This is a genomic window from Salinibacillus aidingensis, from assembly GCF_055393355.1.
Genome location: NZ_AP043759.1, coordinates 2924677 through 2942875 on the forward strand (window position 1 = coordinate 2924677; position 18199 = coordinate 2942875).

At 32.6% G+C, this 18199-nt stretch carries 15 protein-coding genes and 1 pseudogene; all 16 read right to left on the reverse strand.

The features are described 5' to 3' along the window. Positions 1-614: 614 nt before the first annotated feature. Complete coding sequence (locus tag ACZ5OK_RS15255; protein WP_343838281.1) at positions 615-1997, reverse strand: sugar phosphate nucleotidyltransferase; 1383 nt, start codon at positions 1995-1997, stop codon at positions 615-617. Between the two features lie 21 nt (positions 1998-2018). Then, entirely contained in the window at positions 2019-2837 is an 819-nt protein-coding gene (locus tag ACZ5OK_RS15260) for a sulfotransferase domain-containing protein (protein WP_343838284.1), read from the reverse strand. 8 nt (positions 2838-2845) lie between these two features. Further along, positions 2846-4336: an oligosaccharide flippase family protein gene (locus ACZ5OK_RS15265; protein ID WP_343838286.1), complete on the reverse strand. Its 1491-nt coding sequence runs from the start codon at positions 4334-4336 to the stop codon at positions 2846-2848. Positions 4337-4352: 16 nt separating this feature from the next. Further along, the gene (locus ACZ5OK_RS15270) at positions 4353-5393 is read right to left on the reverse strand and encodes a glycosyltransferase (protein ID WP_343838289.1); all 1041 of its coding nucleotides are present in this window, start codon (positions 5391-5393) and stop codon (positions 4353-4355) included. Between the two features lie 83 nt (positions 5394-5476). Beyond that, positions 5477-6367 (reverse strand): sulfotransferase domain-containing protein, encoded by an 891-nt coding sequence (locus tag ACZ5OK_RS15275; RefSeq protein WP_343838291.1) that lies wholly within the window; start codon positions 6365-6367, stop codon positions 5477-5479. A gap of 210 nt (positions 6368-6577) precedes the next feature. Next, positions 6578-7120 (reverse strand): transposase, encoded by a 543-nt coding sequence (locus tag ACZ5OK_RS15280; RefSeq protein ID WP_343838293.1) that lies wholly within the window; start codon positions 7118-7120, stop codon positions 6578-6580. 102 nt (positions 7121-7222) lie between these two features. Beyond that, entirely contained in the window at positions 7223-7717 is a 495-nt protein-coding gene (locus ACZ5OK_RS15285) for a helix-turn-helix domain-containing protein (protein WP_343838295.1), read from the reverse strand. A gap of 158 nt (positions 7718-7875) precedes the next feature. Beyond that, positions 7876-9183, reverse strand: coding sequence for a hypothetical protein (locus ACZ5OK_RS15290; RefSeq protein WP_343838297.1), 1308 nt, complete (start codon positions 9181-9183; stop codon positions 7876-7878). A gap of 183 nt (positions 9184-9366) precedes the next feature. Next, entirely contained in the window at positions 9367-10605 is a 1239-nt protein-coding gene (locus tag ACZ5OK_RS15295; protein ID WP_343838300.1) for a glycosyltransferase family 4 protein, read from the reverse strand. 20 nt (positions 10606-10625) lie between these two features. Next, positions 10626-11744, reverse strand: a complete 1119-nt coding sequence (locus ACZ5OK_RS15300; protein WP_343838302.1) for a glycosyltransferase family 4 protein — start codon at positions 11742-11744, stop codon at positions 10626-10628. Positions 11745-11758: 14 nt separating this feature from the next. Continuing rightward, positions 11759-12700, reverse strand: a complete 942-nt coding sequence (locus tag ACZ5OK_RS15305) for a glycosyltransferase (protein WP_343838304.1) — start codon at positions 12698-12700, stop codon at positions 11759-11761. Between the two features lie 31 nt (positions 12701-12731). Beyond that, positions 12732-13778 carry a GDP-mannose 4,6-dehydratase gene (gene gmd, locus ACZ5OK_RS15310; RefSeq protein WP_343838306.1) on the reverse strand — a complete coding sequence of 349 codons (1047 nt, stop codon included), beginning with the start codon at positions 13776-13778 and terminating at the stop codon, positions 12732-12734. 11 nt (positions 13779-13789) lie between these two features. After that, positions 13790-14740 (reverse strand): GDP-L-fucose synthase, encoded by a 951-nt coding sequence (fcl, locus tag ACZ5OK_RS15315; RefSeq protein ID WP_343838308.1) that lies wholly within the window; start codon positions 14738-14740, stop codon positions 13790-13792. A gap of 11 nt (positions 14741-14751) precedes the next feature. Next, positions 14752-15398: pseudogene (locus ACZ5OK_RS15320) on the reverse strand (sugar transferase). Positions 15399-15476: 78 nt separating this feature from the next. Then, the gene (locus tag ACZ5OK_RS15325) at positions 15477-16802 is read right to left on the reverse strand and encodes a UDP-glucose dehydrogenase family protein (RefSeq protein WP_343838311.1); all 1326 of its coding nucleotides are present in this window, start codon (positions 16800-16802) and stop codon (positions 15477-15479) included. A 24-nt stretch (positions 16803-16826) separates the two neighbouring features. Beyond that, complete coding sequence (galU, locus tag ACZ5OK_RS15330) at positions 16827-17705, reverse strand: UTP--glucose-1-phosphate uridylyltransferase GalU (protein ID WP_343838313.1); 879 nt, start codon at positions 17703-17705, stop codon at positions 16827-16829. Positions 17706-18199 lie beyond the last annotated feature (494 nt).

An 18199-nucleotide genomic window follows, 5' to 3' on the forward strand; every position in this document is an offset into this window, starting at 1 on the left:
TTATTTACATATATTAGATAAAAGATGACAAAAATCCTGCAAAATAGCTAAATTAATTCCAAAGAAGATAGCTGTTTCTAGAATTCAGATAATTTATACTTTAGAATAGAAGGCATTCTGTGTTTATGGCAAACTAAAAATGTAGTCTTTGGCAGTTAATTTATGTAGTTCCCAAAAGGGGGGTATATAAATAAAAAACCACTTGCCAACCTCTCAAAATAACTTTAAACTCCTCGTTGGACCAACAACGTTCGACAGGAGGTTATTAAGGAGATGTTAGCAGTGGCTAAAATTGATTATATCAGACATGAGGTAAATCAAAAAGGAGAAACATATGCCAGCGTAGGTGGGAAAATGGGGATTAACCCACACAGTAAATAATTATGCAGAGAGCAAGAGATACATAACCTACATCTGTGTTCACTTTTCTAAACTCAACATTGTGACCAGTTAAAGATTCTTGTGAAAAATCCATAGCTAAAAGAACTGCAAATAATCATTCTCAAGTCTTCACCATATTGCTGAAACAATTCCCGTATTATTGCAATACTTCTGAAAGCATGGCCAAATCCGTAATCAGAAATATAAAAAGCAACAGTTTTCATAAGGATCACCTATGAAATAACTGTTGCTTTTGATTTTTGAAAATGGGCAATAACATCTTCCCATTCGAAATATATACGATTAAAGTCATCATTACTAATACCTGCACCTGTTTGAACTTCTATAAATTCGAGTTCAGAAATAGCTCGTACACCATGTTTTTTACCGGCAGGAAGGTGAATAACATCTCCAGCTTTTACTCTGGTGATCTGGTCATCAAGGGCTAGTTCTCCTTCACCTTTTACAATGGTCCAGACTTCATCTCTTAAATTATGGTAATGGTAGCTGGAATTCTTTCCTTCTTCTATACAAATTCGTTTGGTTACCATCTCTTGTTCATCATCGTATTTCGTATAGTCCAATGTTCTTGACCATCCCCAAATCCGTTCTTCATACATAGGTGGCTGATCAAAATCCTTTATAAGATCCTTAACTTTTGGACTGGATGCTTTGTCGCTAACTAATATGCCATCAGGACTTGCAGCTACTACTAAGTCTTTGCCACCCAGCACTGTAACCGGGATATCCAGTTCATTAATTAAATGAGTATTTACCGAATCCTCACTTACAACACCTTTTCCAATTTGAGTTGTCGCCATTTCTTCGGTTAATGTATTCCATGTACCCAAGTCTTTCCAATAGCCATCATAAGGAAGTGCAACAATGCTATTAGCCTTTTCAACCACTTCATAATCAAAGCTTATTTTAGGTAGATCATTATATTGATCTTTTAGCGATGTGTATTCAGTAGGCAACCCTTTCTCTTTTAATACATCCATCAGATACCCAAGTTTGAATGCAAATACACCACAGTTCCATAACGCATTTTCATTTATTAATGATTCTGCTCTTTCCTCTGTTGGTTTTTCTGTAAAATGGCTAACTTCTACTACCCCATCACTGTTATTCATTTTAGGAACTATATAACCGTATTTTGTAGAAGGATAGGTAGGTTTTACACCAATAAGTCCCAAATCAGCATTAGAAGTGTTAAGTGCATTATCCAAATCTTTCACTCTATTAAAAAAATCATCCTGCACAAATGGGTCTACTGGCAAGACGACTACTGTTTCATCTTCGTTAACTTCTTCAACTGAATATAAATATGATGTTGCTAATGCAATGGCTGGAAAGGTATCTCTTCGGTTTGGTTCAGTTAGCACTGGAACATCCAAGCCTAATTGGTTATGAATCATTTCACGTTGTAGTTTTGATGTCGCTATCATAGAAGAATCTGATAATCCTACAGATTTCAACTGCTCCCATACACGTTCAACCATTGATTGCTTATTACTCTGACTTTCTAATATTCTTAGAAATTGCTTTGATCGTGTATCGTTGGATAGTGGCCACAGTCTTTTTCCTGATCCTCCTGAAAGAAGTAATAATCTCATACTATACCTCCGTTAATAATTCTATTGAATATAACCTAACTTTTTAAGAAGATTACTATATTGTGACTCAAGTATTTCTATCTGTTTTTTTGTCAAATAGTCATTCCACTGACCCTTCTTACCAGATCGAAAGAATTTTATATTTTGGTTTGTATTCTTTAACTCTTCAGCTTTATTCTGAACTTCTACTTCACTTTTTTGTAAATTATCAAAAGAACTTTTCTCTATTGCCATGGTTAATTCCGATTTATTTACATTTAAATCTAAAAAATCACATACCTTAATCATTTCTGAATATATATCTTCTAACATATCTTCATATTTAATTAAGAGGAAGTTTGAATTTCCCTTAGAAGCTCCTAGCCAACTTCCGACGTTTTCACCCCATGTTCCATAATTATCGATATCTCCGGCTAAAAACTGATTATAAAAATCGTTAAACTCTATTGAGGTATTTTTCCTTTTTTGTACATACTGATAGTACGATATGATTACATCCCTAACATCTCTTACAATGTATACTACCTTATTACTTTTATATTTCGTGAATTTAGGCCTAAAATAACTGTGAGTTTTAAAAATATTAATATCATTATTACGTTTAATTTCATTGTTTTTTCGTTTATAAATATCAACTATAAAATCTTCTATATTAGCAAAATCAATCCTCTGTTTACTATAGATTAAATTTGCTAATAAAAATCTCATCCACGTATTTCCCGACTTTGGATAAGATGCTATAAATATGTCGTTTTCCTTCACTTCAAAACCTGTATCGTGATCAATCAATCTTGGCATTATTGATTTAGATAAATAGTTTTTTATACTTTTTTTAAACATATGACCAGCTATTTTCCTTTCTTTAATTTACTTAGAATTTTATTACGCAAAAATGTCTTATCACTAATACTTAAGAACCACCATTCTACTACAGTTACTAGTAATGAAAAGAATAACACCAAAATAAATTGAACTAGAAATGTTATACTCAAATATATTTGGGTAATTAAAAATAATACAAATAGTGCCATTACACTAATTTGAAATTTTGAAATAGGTTTAAACAAAAGTGTTTTTTTTATTTGAAATAATTGAATTATATTAATAACAACCATGGCCATAAATGTCGCAAGTGCTGCACCCACAATATCTAAGTCCATATAATAAATGAAAATGGTATTGGCAATAATATTAATAATGATTGTTGAAGATGTATTCATAAACTCATATTTTGTATTGCCAGTCATAAGTAATGTTGCACCAGTTGGTCCTGCCCAAGAAGAGACAAATTTAATGAAAACTAATAAAGTAAGCACCAAACTAATAGATGAATTAAGATATTGCTCACCATATAATAGTTTAATAATAAGAGGACCAAAGGAGATTGCGAAAATCGCAAAGACAAAATTTAAAAATGTCACTATCTTCACCATAAAGAAATATGACAACTTGATATCTTCATAATTTTTATTTTTATATGATTCAGAAATCATTGGCATTAGTGCATTTTGCATTGAATTTTGTACTACAGAAATAACTTCAACTATAGCTACAATAGCTACATATTGACCAACAACCGTGGCATTATCAAAAAATCCAAGCATCAAACGATCTAACTGGTGATTAAAAAAATAACCCATACTAATTATTGTTGTCTCGGCACCTAAAATAAGCATACCCTTATTGGGAAAAGCAATGGCTGGTAGTTTTCTTATTCTAATTCCATTAAATAAATCCAGTTTTGTAGATTTTATAACTATATATATAAATTGAAAAAACACCACTGTAGTATAAATATATATAACATGTAATAATTTCAATTCAATTACTGTAGTTAAAACTAATAAAATTATAAATTTAAAAAATCCCTCTATTAGTTGTGTATAAAAAACATCTCTTAGGTTCCTTTTTGCTCTATGCAATGAAACTAGGAAGTTTGATACAATAGATACACCAATAATAATTGAAAAGTACTTTAATACTATTTCTAGTTGAGGTTCATCAAAAACATTATTTGCTATTGTAGATGATAATAAAACTACTAATAATGGAATTGAAATTGCAAAAACTAAATTAATCAATATATATTGTGATATTTTTTTATATTGTTCATTATTTACCTTCCCTGAAAAGTCCTTTTGAGCATTTAAACCTAGCCCAAACATTCCTATTTTTTGTGAGAAGTTTTTTACAGTTTGTGCTAAGGAGAATATTCCAAAGTTACTTGGACCTAGGGTTCGTGCTAATAGTACCGATACTAAAAAATTTGATACCCTTTGTAATATATTAATTATAAAATATATACCGCTATTACGTGCTAATTGTTTCTTTTGAGGCATAATATCTTCCTCATATTCATAATATTTTATTATACAATTGTTTATGTTTTTCTAAGAATAATGAAGGCTCTAGATTTTTTTTATACCTTTTTGTCTCAATAGATTGTTGCCAATTTTCTTGGGAGAATTTTTTAATTCTGAAAGATAAATCAGCTGGATCTTCACTTTTAAAAGTATATCCTAGGTTGAATGAATTAATTAAAAATCCTAGATTACCTTCATCTGGCCCTATTATAGGTATATCCCTGTAAACCGCTTCAGTCATTGGACCACTATTACCAGTAAAATCACTTTTATAAGGAAGAACTAATAAATCAGATACTACAATGTTTCTAACAAAATCTTTATTAGCAATAAAATCCAATTCTAATCGACAATCTATGTTATACTGCCTTATTTTTTTTTGTATATATTCTTTAGAGAAAAATTCTTCTTTTCCTACAATATTTAACTTTATTGTTTTTTTTAATGAATCATCTAAATACTTAAAAGCCTCAAGGAGTAAATCCAATCCTTTTTCCTTACGAGTACCGCCTAAAATTGAAACAACAAGCTTATTTAAATCAATGTTATACTCTTTTCGGATAACTTGCTTAGACTCGACTTCAAAATCATTAAAAACTGGATAATCTATAACAATTACATTTTTTATTTTATTCTCTAAAAGTTTTTGTTTTATAAATTTTGAGTGTACTATTATATATTCTAAGTTTTTTGAAAAAAGTTTTAACAGAAACATCTTTTTTCGAGTTTGTGGGTAGTGATGTAAGGTACCAACTATCTTTACCTTTTTATTACCAAAACTAAATGGTCCTATTGTATATAAATTATCCAAATATAGAAGATGTAGAACATCCCCATTATTTATTTTATTTAAGCTTTTTTTAAGGAAATCTCTTCTCTCTTTTATATATCTTTTTATATTTTTTCTATTCGAAGAAAACCTTAATTCATGAGATATATTATTAACATTATCCAATTCATTTAATGTATCCATATATAATTTATGGTGACCACTATAAACATTATCAGCAATCCAAATAGTTCTATTGGTCATATTTAATCTTCCTCATATAAATTTTCAATTTATTTATCTATAATTTAATAATTTCAGTATTTATATCAAAATTCCAACACTGCCTAAACCTTCCAATGACTAAGGTTTATTTTTAAAAGCTTTTCTAGGTTATTTAAATCTTCCTCATAAACACTATAAAGTTTACTTTTGATTTCAAAACTTAGTTCTGGTTTCTTTTCAGAAAATATCCTTTTTAAAACAAGTTCATCAATGCCTCTAAATAAAATTTTTGACAAATTTATTATTGGTCCCGACCTTTGAGTTAACCGAGTATTAGTTTTATTATATTTATATATAATTTTATTTTTTATTTTATTTATTCTTAAACGATTTAGGTTATACATCCCCATATTAGGTTTCTTAGTTAAAGAATTAGGTATATAAGTTTTATTCTGTATTCCTAAAAAATTATATACTCTCTTCAAAGTATTGATAGAATCCATTTTAATATCTTCATCAAACATAACCAATATTTGATTTTTATTAAAATACTTTAAATATAGATCAATATGTTTATAATAATAACCGTATTCTATAATATCCTTAGCTGATTGATATTTCTTGCTTAAAGACCCATTTAATATACTTTTTATTCCTTCTTCCAAAGGTGTTATTGGTAAAAAGCCCATTCTCATATAATGATAGTATGCAGATATAGTTCTGTTTACAGGATTACGTAATACAACTATTAATTTAATATTTTCTGAATAACCCCTGATTCTTTTAGGACATTCCTCTTTAGCTAAATAGTTAGGTCTTTTTATACCTTTTATCGGTGCATTACTATTTTCTATAATAGTTTCTAACTTTTTTAACCCTTCCATGTGATAGTCTGGGTTTTCAAATACAGAGATTTCATCTTGAGGCATATAAACCTCAGGATGTTCTTCCAAACACCTATGAATAAAAGTAGATGCTGACTTTTGTGCACCTATTATCATAAAATCCAGCATGATAAGTGCTCCTTAAATAAAATATTTAAATATGGTTCCTTTTATTGTGACGCCATAACTCTATTAACTTTTTAAATAATATTTTGGCTCTTCGTCATATTCTGTGAACTCGCACATTTCAGGCCTTTCCATAGGTCAGTAGAATCCCTTCTGCGCTTACCAACCATTCAGTTGATGGAGCGCAAGGGTCAAGCGCTTTTGTCTTGATCCTTAAGCGACATCAACTACGCTTTTGGAAGCCGAAGAAGGATGTAACTCTTTGTTACTCTGAGAGCATTCTAGCTTTACTCTAATTCGAAAATGTTCTGGGTTTCTAAATCCGTAAGAAATCCGTTTTCTATTTTTGATTTTATGATTCGTTCCTTCTGTTTTGGCATTTGTATAAGGTAACCGAAAATATTCTAGGATATGAATCTTCCATGTAGCCAACGTTTTTGTATACTCATGAAATGCTAAGAAAGGGCTCATCCTTGCTTGCTCAATCCAAGTATTTAAAAATGCTTTAGCCTCCTCATATGTTGACTGTTCATAGAAGTCATAAAACCATTCTTTTAAGTAATAAGCATGAGCGATTTCTGGTGATTCCTCATGGTATTCTTCCAGCTTTTGATGTTGTTTTTCGGTTAGACGACAAAGGCGCTTTAATAAGGCAAATCTACCCTTTTTAAGTCCTTTAATCTGGGCATTATGAGCTTTTCTGACTTGATCAAAGGCGTGATTCACTTTTTGAACTACATGATTCTTATCAATCACGATTGGGACACCTGTATATAACTATTTGTCAGCTTTATGGAATAGCCGCCACATGTGCATAACAAGGGTTTTTAAACTATGTCTTTCAACATTTCAATAATCTCAAGAGCTGATTGATAGTAGAGCTGATTGATAGTCACGGTCTGCGCCCATTTCATGGACGTTACCCGTTATAATACCTGTCACAACAGTTTCGTAACGGTGAACTTTTCGAACGGCAAATTCATCGATGCCAACTACACTAGAAGTTTGTTCATCTTGTAATTCATTCTTTGCCATTTTGTAATAGATACGTTCGATTGTTTTGTAGCTCATCGCCAATTGACGGCTCACATAACTAATCGTTGTATCACGACATTGTTCAAATATGTGCTCCTGCAATCGATAGGTTTGATGGCTTCCAGATTGTACAGATGATAAAGGTTCACTAAACACTTCCTTGCAGTTTTGACAACGCGATCGTTTGACATGAATGAGTAGATGCAAATTTTTATGAAATAGATTCATATTCCTTACTCTTCGTAGACGTTTGTCGTGTCGTTTAAGGTTTGAAAAACCGCAGTGAATGCATCGATTTGGTGATTCGATCGTTTCCACCTCTAGTAGTATTCTTTTTTTGAATGGTCTGTTTTTAAAATCATAAATTCCGGCAATCCTAGTGGTAAACTTATATTAGCTTTCACTCGCTATTTCCTCCAGTTCATTGATTGGTCCCCATGAAATGAATTGCCAAGAAATAGCGAGTTTTTTCATGTTTATTGTATATTTTTCACAGAAAGTGACGATGAATCAATATTTTTTTGTTCACCTACACTTCCTTTTATAATGTGATGTACAATATTAAAGATTATAAATAATACAGATACGATTAATACTGGTCTAACTAAACTAAGGGGTGTATATAAATACCACCTGGGTACAGAAAATATAATTGTGACCGTAACAATTTTCAGATAGTGATTATTACGGGAACCTAGCTTGTTCAGGATAATTACAACTATTACTGAGATAAGAATAACCCCTAACCACCCAAGCCAAAAATAAAAATGAGAAGGTATTAATCCACCACCGTGATTGTAAAAATAATGTTCCTTAACATAGTGGGTAACATCACCCATATCATTACTTGCTCCTAAAAATATATGACTTAAAAACATAAAAAAGGAGTTAATTTTATCATTAATAGTTACTAGAAGCTCAGCGGCAACATGTGTCGCTGATGCATGATAAGCATAAACTGGTGTATTGAAAACAAAAAAGTTATTTACTAAATTAGTGGCAACACCTATAAGATTAATTGATTCTAACGAGTATTGTTGTCTGTAAACATCAATTAAACTATTAAGAAATATCCCAATACTCCCTCCTAATAAAATTAATTTTACAGATAATCTTTCTAACAAAAATAACATTAAAAATAGTATCATAAGTTGAAGTGATGTTATCCTACCCCCGTAATAAAAATCTTGCAAGATGAATAGAAACATTATCCCAATTAATAAATACCTTCTTATAGATGACTTCCCTGAAAAGAAATATGCAACTAAAAACATAATGGTTGAGTATTCATACATAGGTGTGATGCTTATAGTATATGTTGAAAAATCACCTCTATTAATACCGAATAGAAAAATGTATATTAAGACTAATAATAATCCATAAAATATAATAATGTTATCTCTCGGGATAATTCTAAAGTTATCTATATTTGCTATCCTAGATTTAAAAAATAAAGATACTATACTAGTAAATATTAATAACACTCTTATTGTTAATCCATAAATTTCTGTTGTTTTTATTTCTTCAGTTGGTACACCAAGATTCCCCCCAATAAAGTATTCTCCTACAACGATACTATAATTACAGTAGAAAATGAAGAAAGCAACAATAAACAATGGAACATTTTTTCTGCATTTATACAAAAAAATAAATGAGAAAGTCAAGGATAAGGCAGCTGATATTCTATTTGTTATAATTGTTATATCTAAATACATTGCATAAGTGGTTACAGCGAAAAAGACAATTAATTTGAATGCTAAGCTTGTGTAGTTACTTTTCTTCATAGTATTCTCCTTTAATTTATAACCCATATGAATTATAGACCATCAAATTATTATCTATTTTGGTGGTACTTCTCTAGATATCTGACTAATTTCACAGTATTCTCAGTATAAATATTAACTTTTGAGAATCCACCCACCTCCGGGTTATCAACTAATATAGAGTAATATTACTTGCATACAAATTTATAAATTTTTTAATATTTTCTTATATTTAGTAATTGATAATTCCTTTGTTAAATAAGTTTCAAGATATCTCCGGCCTCTTAAGCCAATTTCACTTCGTTTATTTTTGTTCAGTTTATAAAAGTAGGTTATTTTTTCAACAATTTCATTATATTTATGTGGTTCTACTACTACCCCACTTCTACTTTTGGTTATAAGCCTTTCTGCTTCACTACCCTCTTCAATAACTCCTAAGATAGGTTTTCCAACAGCCATAACCCCATATATTTTACTTGGGACAGATACCCCTTTTATCCCCTTTTGATTAACAACAAGATGAAGATCACCAACATTTAAAGAATACTTAATAAAATCTTTCGGTTGATAAGGTAAAAACATTACATTTTCTAATCTATGATTATTAACATATTCCTCAAGTTCCTTCTTTTTAGCTCCATCACCTATAAATAGAAAGATAATATCCTTTTGAGTGAACTGTTCAGCTACTGAAATAATATTTTCCAAGTCATAATACAATCCAATGTTACCGGAATACATTACAACGAATTTATTTCTTAACCCATACTTTTCTTTGAATTTTTCAATTTCATCAGTATTTTCAGGTAGAGGAGTAACTTCATTTTCATTTATCCAGTTATTAATAACTGTATAATTGGGTACATTCCCTTTTTTGAATCTATTCTTTAAGGTTTCTACCATATCATTTCCAACTAACACTATTTGGTCAGCATACTTACAATTAAGTTTATCTAGCTTTATCGCAAACTTATAAATTAGTTTGTTATTTGTGTAATTAACTGCTTCTGCCTGCTCCGGATTAAAATCCTGAATGTTATAGAGATGCTTCTTTCTTTTGAAGAACTTTCCTATTGTTCCGATTAATCCTCCTAGAATAGGAGGTTGTGATATAGTATATATAATATCAATATTCTTTTCCCTAATAAGTGCTATTAACGCAAAAATAAAATAAGAAGTGATATATTTTATTCGGCTCCATTTTGAAGTTTTCTTAACTGATGGTAATTTGATTCTTATAACCTTTATACCATTCTCCAGATATTCTACTTCGTATCTCTTTTTTGTTTGAACAGTTTCACCAGCATATCCTGGTTGTGCTGCAATAACTGTAATGTCGAAATCTTCAATTAAATCAAAACACAACTCTGTCATTAGTTGCCCAGTTGAAGCTAGATCAGGATAAAAATAATTAACAACGAATGCAATTCTTTTTTTTGGCATGTTCCTCTTCCTTATAAAACTTATATTTGTTGAAAAGTCTTTATTAGTGAATCTATATACTTTTCCTCTGTATAATAATGTTCATAAATATCCCGGCTACTCTTCCCTAATTTCAATTGCTCATTTTTATCATTATACAATTTTTTTATAGCTTCCTTTAAATCCTTAACACTAGGTTGAATTATATAACCACAACCTGCTATCAATTCAGCTATTATTCCTTTATTAGTTGAAATTATAGGTAATCCTGCTGCCATACCTTCTATGATTGACATTGGCTGACCTTCAACTTTATATTTAGTTGGTAAAACCATAACATCAGCACCCAAAAACAAATCTTTCTTTTCATCACCTTTTTTTATTCCACAATAGGTTATATACTTATCAACTTTTTTATTTTCTATATATTGTAGTACTTCATTAAAATCTTCTTTGTTAAAAATACTGCCAGCTAAATTTAATTGAAGATTATAGCCTTCATTTATTAATTCAGTAGTAGCCTTAATTAGATCAATATACCCTTTTTCTTCCATTAAATTACTTAAATAAAGAATGGAAAAAAAGTCCTTGTTTGGTTTTGAATGAATTTCATCCGTTTTAATAAAGTTAAATGGAATACCATTTGAAACAACTTTTACTTTTTGCACTAAACCTTTATAGTTTTTTGATAATTTTTTGCCTAAGACTATGCCAATGTCTACTTTTTTTAAAGTATATGAAATAAATTTATTAAGAAAACCATTTGTTTCATCAATTACATTTGCTAAATTATTTCCATGTAAATGTGTGATCACTTTGCAGTTACCAAATAATTTACACAAAAAAATTATTATACAGTCTCTAAAAAGACCTAGTTTTGTTTGTGATATTGATAAATATATAATAGAATTCCTATAAAGTAGTGATGACATAAAAGCGCGAAAGATATTTGCCATATCCATTATTGTTTTAGAAAGAGTAAAAACCCCAGCATTATCTGTTGTGTGTTTACTTGTATCTATTTTTCTAACATTAAACAGGTCATGTAGTTCATTAGATTTGTATAATGATTCTAAGGCAATACTTTCTCCATGTATTGGAGGAGGCAAAGGCCCAATAAAAATCAGTTTTTTTTTCTTTTTTAAATTTTCCTTGGACAAAGTATCACTTCTCTTTATATAAGACGTATTTTTTTCATTATAGTTTTTATTAATTTATAAATTCCTATTTTCTTTAAAGCTCTTCCAATGTAATTATAGAAGCTTAGATTATACTTTTTTCTAAAATTATTTATTATCTCAGGATCTAATTTTACTCTTTCAAGATTACCTTCGTATTCCTCTGCTAAGTTTACTTGATACTTGCTTTTACCAATAGAACCGTGTGTAGCATCATTATCAAAGCCAATATTAACTACAAATGATTGTCTTGGATAAACTGTTAATTTATTTAATTTAAATTGATTATAGCACCATCTAATAGCCCATGAATCAATAATACCTTTTATCTGATCATCAAGCATTGGTGATAGATCATTACCAGCATAATTAAATAATCTTCTTGACTTACCATTATTTTTAAATTCATGATAATCTTTAATATCCCAATCTATTAGTTTCCATCTATCCTTCCATGTTCCCCATCCCCAAGAACTCGCTCTTGGAGAAACATAGATATTTGATTGATAAGAATCTGGAAAACTAAGGTTAGGTGTATAACCAGATATAGACCATATATCATTATCAAACTTATAAAAGTTTAAAGCTTCATTTATGAAAGTTAAAAAGTTCTTTGATGTTAACAAGTCATCTTCTAACACAATTACTTTATCGTAATTTTTAAATACTTTAGTAACACCATTAATTACTGAATTGGCTAAACCTTGGTTTTCTTCATAACAGTAAATGTATACAGATTTAAAACCCTTAATATCATTAATAATATTTCTAACTTCCTCTACCTTTTTCAAGTCTTCATGTTTCTTTGGTCCATCAGAATAAATATATAATTCACTTTCTTGTGCCAGATTATTATTTTTTAATGCTTCTAATGTCTTCAATGTGTTTTCTGGTCTGTTATATACAAATAAAATAATTGGTGCCCACGAATTATTCATATTGAAATACCTCATTTTTAGTGGATAAGGTTCAGCTTCTGTAATCACTATTATTCATATCAGCCTCGACCATAATCTTAACTAATTCCTCAAATGAAGTCTTGGTTGGATTCCATTTTAAGTTATTCTTTGCTTTAGTAGGATCTCCCAACAATTGCTCAACTTCAGCAGGACGAAAAAAGTCAGGATGAACTCCTACCATAATATCACCGGTGGCCTTGTTCACACCAACTTCTTCAACACCTTCACCTTTCCATTCAATTTCAATTCCCGCATATTTAAATGCCAATGTAGCAAATTCACGTACTGTATGCATTTCACCAGTAGCAATAACAAAATCTTCAGGTGTATCATGCTGTAAAATCAACCACATACACTCTACATAGTCCTTTGCGTAACCCCAATCACGTTTAGCATCTAAATTACCAAGATAAAGCTTATCTTGTTTACCTTGTGCAATCCGAGCAGCTGCTAAACTAATCTTACGTGTAACAAAAGTCTCCCCACGTCGTTCAGATTCATGGTTAAATAAAATGCCATTAACTGCAAACATCCCATATGATTCACGATAATTTTTTGTAATCCAATAACCATACTGTTTCGCAACAGCATAAGGAGATCGTGGATAAAATGGTGTTGTTTCACTTTGAGGCACTTCCTGAACTTTACCGTACAATTCAGAAGTTGAAGCTTGATAAATTCTCGTCTTTTTCTCTAAACCAAGGATTCTAACAGCTTCTAGAATCCTAAGTGTTCCTATTCCATCTACATCAGCTGTGTACTCAGGAGTCTCAAACGAAACTTTAACGTGAGACATAGCTGCTAAATTATAAATTTCATCCGGCTTTATTTCATTAATAAGTCGAATCACATTTGAAGTATCCGTCAAATCTCCATAATGAATATAAAAGTTTTCTGTTGATTTTAATTCCTCAATATATAAATGTTCTATTCTTTCTGTATTAAAAGTTGAGCTTCTCCTAATAATACCATGCACTTCATACCCTTTATCCAATAGAAATTCAGCTAAGAAAGACCCATCCTGTCCCGTGACTCCTGTGATTAATGCTTTCTTCATATTAACCTCCATTACTTAGTAACTCTTGTCCCATTTTCTATATTATTTAAAAACCAATCATAGGTACTCTTCAATCCTTCATCTAAGGAGATTGATGCTTCCCAACCAGTATTACTGAGCTTGGTAACATCAACTAACTTCCTAGGCGTACCATCTGGCTTGTCTGTATTAAAGACAATTTCACCTTCATATCCAACTACAGATTTTATCTTTTCTGCTAATTCCTTTATAGGTAAGTCCTTCCCTACACCTATATTCACGAATTGATTCTCTTCATAATGATTCATTAGATAAACAGTAGCATCTGCTAAATCATATGAATGTAAGAATTCTCTTTTAGGATTTCCCGTGCCCCAGACTTCGACTGTGTGTTTTGAATTGATTTTAGCTTCATGAAACTTTCTTATTAAAGCAGGAAGAACATGCGAAGTCTCTAAATCAAAATTATCATTAGGACCATATAAATTTGTCGGCATCACGGAAATATAGTTAGTCCCATATTGGCGATTATAAGCTTCACACATTTTTATTCCTGCAATTTTAGCAATTGCATAAGGTTCATTTGTTGGTTCTAATTCACCTGTTAACAGCGAATCTTCATTCATAGGCTGTGGCGCATATTTCGGATAAATACATGTACTGCCAAGGAAGAGCAGTTTCTTTACATTATTTTGGTAGGAAGCGTCTATTACGTTCGTTTGTATCATAATATTGTCACGAATGAAATCAGCAGGATACTCATTATTTGCGACAATCCCTCCAACTTTTGCTGCAGCCATAAATACGTATTCAGGCTTTTCTTCTGCAAAAAACTGATCAACCTGAGTTCTGTCTGTTAAATCCAGCTCTTTACTGGTTCTATATATAATGTTTGTATACCCTTTTTCCTTAAGTTTCCTTACTATAGCTGATCCAACTAAACCTCTATGGCCAGCAACATAAATTTTAGAATCTAAGTCCATTTATTTCACCTCTAGTATGCGTCTTTTGAACCGAATAACACTAAAAATGTCCTAAGTATTAATTTCATATCCAACCAAAAGCTTCTATTTTTAATATATTGTAAATCTAGCCGAACCCACTCTTCAAAACTCAAATTACTTCTACCACTAACTTGCCAATAACAAGTAAGTCCTGGTCGAACAGACAATCGTTGCCTTTCATAACTGGTATATTCCTTAACCTCATCTACAAGTGGCGGTCTCGGGCCCACAAGAGTCATTTCACCTTTTAATACATTAAATAATTGCGGTAACTCATCAATACTTGTCCTTCTGATGAATCTGCCAATTCTTGTGACTCTGGGATTTCCTTAATTTTAAACACAGGCCCTGTCGCTTCGTTTTGTTCAATTAATTTTTCCTTCAACTCTTCTGCATTAGAAACCATTGAACGAAATTTATACATATAAAAACTTGTCTCATCTTTACCTATTCTTTTCTGCTTAAAAATAACCGGTCCTTTAGAATCCTCAATCTTTATTAATAAAGAAACCATCAAAAATAATGGAGATAATATAATAATACCAAAAATCGAACCCAGAATATCTATGGCTCGTTTAAAGAATAAATAAGAAGTTTTATTATTCGTCTGAATCTGTTCATGAATCGAATATTGAATCCTTTTCTCTGCGATTTCTTCCTTTGACTTCGATACTTCCAAGGACCATTCACCTACTTTCCCATCAAGTGAATTAACTTATACATAAGTGCCTGTCTGTACCATTTCAACAGCTGGTCTCCCAACAGAATGATACTCAACCCCACACTCTTTCATTTGATCAAGCGAAAATACATTTCGGCCATCAATCACTAAGGGATACTTCATAGCTTTAAAGATATCCAGATTTATCTTCTTAATTTCATCCCATTCGGTCAAAATTAAAGCTGCATCACTATCTCCAATCGCATCCTCTAAACGATCGGCATACTCAACATTAGAATTAAGGATTGTTTTCGCATTCTCCATCGCAATCCGATCATAAGCCACAACTTCTGCACCTTGCTCAATCAACTTTTCCGTAACAATAATCGATGCAGCCTCTCGCATATCATCCGTATTCGGCTTAAATGCAAGTCCTAAAACAGCAATTTTCTTCCCTTCAATCGAACCAACACGCTCATTCAACTTATCTAAAAGGAGTGACTGCTGTTGTTTATTTACGTCCACTACACCTTTTAACAGCTTGAAATCATACTCAACATTTCCAGCTATTTGAATGAGTGCTTTTGTATCTTTCGGAAAACAGGATCCACCATAACCAATCCCTGCATTAAGGAATTGAGGTCCAATGCGCTTATCCTGCCCCATTCCTTTTGCTACATCTTCCACATTGGCACCGACACGGTCACAGATGTTGGCAATTTCGTTGATGAAGCTGATTTTGGTTGCGAGAAATGCGTTGGATGCATACTTAATCATTTCTGCACTGCGGATATCTGTTTTGTAGATGGGTACACCAAAGGGTTCATTGATTTTTTCTAACGTAGCAGCTGCTTCTTCACTGTCACTGCCGATCACGATTCGATCACCTTCAAAGGAATCCTTAATGGCAGAACCTTCACGAAGAAACTCTGGATTGGATACAACCTCTATTTTGACGTTGTTGTCCAGATTTTTATTGAGAAGGTCTCTTAGTCTATCATTTGTACCAACTGGAACCGTACTTTTCGTTACAACAATCACATCATTCGTTACGGTTTCCGCGATTTGCACAGCAACATTTTTCACAAAGGATAAGTCAGCCGAGCCATCCTCCTTTTCAGGTGTGCCAACTGCAATATATATTACATCTGCACTTTTAAAAGCATCTTGATGATTGGTTGTGAAATCCAGTCGATTCGCATCCATGTTTTTCTGCATTAGTTCATCAAGACCAGGTTCATAAATTGGGGAAATCCCCATCTTTATTTTTGCTACCTTTTCTTCATCAATATCCACACATGTTACATGGTGGCCGATTTCAGACAAAGTAACGCCTGTCACCAATCCAACGTAGCCTGTTCCCACTACGGCTATATTCATGTCTTTGACCTCCAAGTTTATCGATTAAACATTTGCTTTCTCTGATGCCAGCGTCTGGATAATTTCTTTTACCTCATCGCCAATTTCTTCATTCTGCAGCGCAAACTCGATACTGGTTCTGATAAACCCAAGTTTCTCCCCAACATCATACCGCTTCCCCTCAAAATCGTAAGCATAAACAAACTGATGCTCATTCAGCTGCTTAATCGCATCGGTCAGTTGAATCTCACCGCCTGCACCTTTTTCATGCTTATCCAGGAATGGGAAGATCTGCGGGGTTAGGATATAACGTCCCATGATCGCCAAGTTTGATGGCGCGGTTCCTGGCTCAGGTTTTTCCACAAGGTCATTCACCTGATAACGGCGGCCTTCAATCGTATTCGGATCCACAATTCCATAACGATGGGTCTCGTCATTCGCTACCTGCTGCACACCCACAACAGAGCTTTCGGTTTCTTCATACTGCTCAATCAACTGACGGAGGGCTGGTGTGTCGGCTTGTACGATATCATCCCCGAGCAATACCGCAAACGGCTCATTTCCGATGAATTTCCGTGCGCACCAGACCGCATGGCCCAACCCCAGAGGCTCCTTCTGACGGATATAGTGGATATCCACCTGTGCGGGCTGCTTCGTTTTTTCCAGCAGCTCGTACTTGCCTTTTTTCATCAGGTTATCCTCTAATTCGAAGTTGTTGTCGAAATGGTCCTCAATTGCGCGTTTGCCTTTTCCGGTTACGATGATGATATCTTCAATGCCTGATTTCACCGCCTCTTCCACTATGTACTGAATGGTCGGCTTATCTACAATCGGCAGCATTTCTTTCGGCATCGCTTTTGTCGCTGGCAGGAAGCGTGTGCCCAGACCAGCTGCAGGAATAATCGCTTTTTTGACAGTCTTCATCTCGTCTATCCCCTTCCAGATTTTGATTAAATGGTTCACGGAAAACCACATGATGATCATGGCCTTTCGTTGACCATTTATTTCCTCTATATATCTATTCGTCTAATTTTGTGGAAAATTGGGCATCGAACCCGAACCTCACACCATTCCCTTGCGTCGGGCGCTAAGGTGAGGATTTGCTTCACCCACAGAATGGCCGAGTGCCTCCGTTGATAGGGGTAAGGAGACATTACCCGCTTAATGATGGTTTCTTCATTCGTTATGAATCGTAAGTGTTACCATATCCAAATATCCAAAAGAAAAGGATACCCAGGCACGAACAACACACACTCAGGGTGTATGCTGACGGTTGGGTATCCTCGATCAAGCTCATATAGACATAAGGGCTTGCGCTTTTTAGGCAACTCAAAAACCACCTTGAATCGCAGGCAAAACTTTTCCGCTCGAATCCCGTATTCTCCCCAAACGCCTGCTTCTCTGGTGTTAAGTGTCTA

Coding starts and splice junctions, on each gene's coding strand:
- ACZ5OK_RS15255 (WP_343838281.1), bottom strand. CDS start 1,997: ATGAGATTATTACTTCTTTCAGGAGGATCAGGAAAAAGACTGTGGCCA.
- ACZ5OK_RS15260 (WP_343838284.1), bottom strand. CDS start 2,837: ATGTTTAAAAAAAGTATAAAAAACTATTTATCTAAATCAATAATGCCA.
- ACZ5OK_RS15265 (WP_343838286.1), bottom strand. CDS start 4,336: ATGCCTCAAAAGAAACAATTAGCACGTAATAGCGGTATATATTTTATA.
- ACZ5OK_RS15270 (WP_343838289.1), bottom strand. CDS start 5,393: ATGACCAATAGAACTATTTGGATTGCTGATAATGTTTATAGTGGTCAC.
- ACZ5OK_RS15275 (WP_343838291.1), bottom strand. CDS start 6,367: ATGCTGGATTTTATGATAATAGGTGCACAAAAGTCAGCATCTACTTTT.
- ACZ5OK_RS15290 (WP_343838297.1), bottom strand. CDS start 9,183: ATGAAGAAAAGTAACTACACAAGCTTAGCATTCAAATTAATTGTCTTT.
- ACZ5OK_RS15295 (WP_343838300.1), bottom strand. CDS start 10,605: ATGCCAAAAAAAAGAATTGCATTCGTTGTTAATTATTTTTATCCTGAT.
- ACZ5OK_RS15305 (WP_343838304.1), bottom strand. CDS start 12,700: ATGAATAATTCGTGGGCACCAATTATTTTATTTGTATATAACAGACCA.
- gmd (WP_343838306.1), bottom strand. CDS start 13,778: ATGAAGAAAGCATTAATCACAGGAGTCACGGGACAGGATGGGTCTTTC.
- fcl (WP_343838308.1), bottom strand. CDS start 14,740: ATGGACTTAGATTCTAAAATTTATGTTGCTGGCCATAGAGGTTTAGTT.
- ACZ5OK_RS15325 (WP_343838311.1), bottom strand. CDS start 16,802: ATGAATATAGCCGTAGTGGGAACAGGCTACGTTGGATTGGTGACAGGC.
- galU (WP_343838313.1), bottom strand. CDS start 17,705: ATGAAGACTGTCAAAAAAGCGATTATTCCTGCAGCTGGTCTGGGCACA.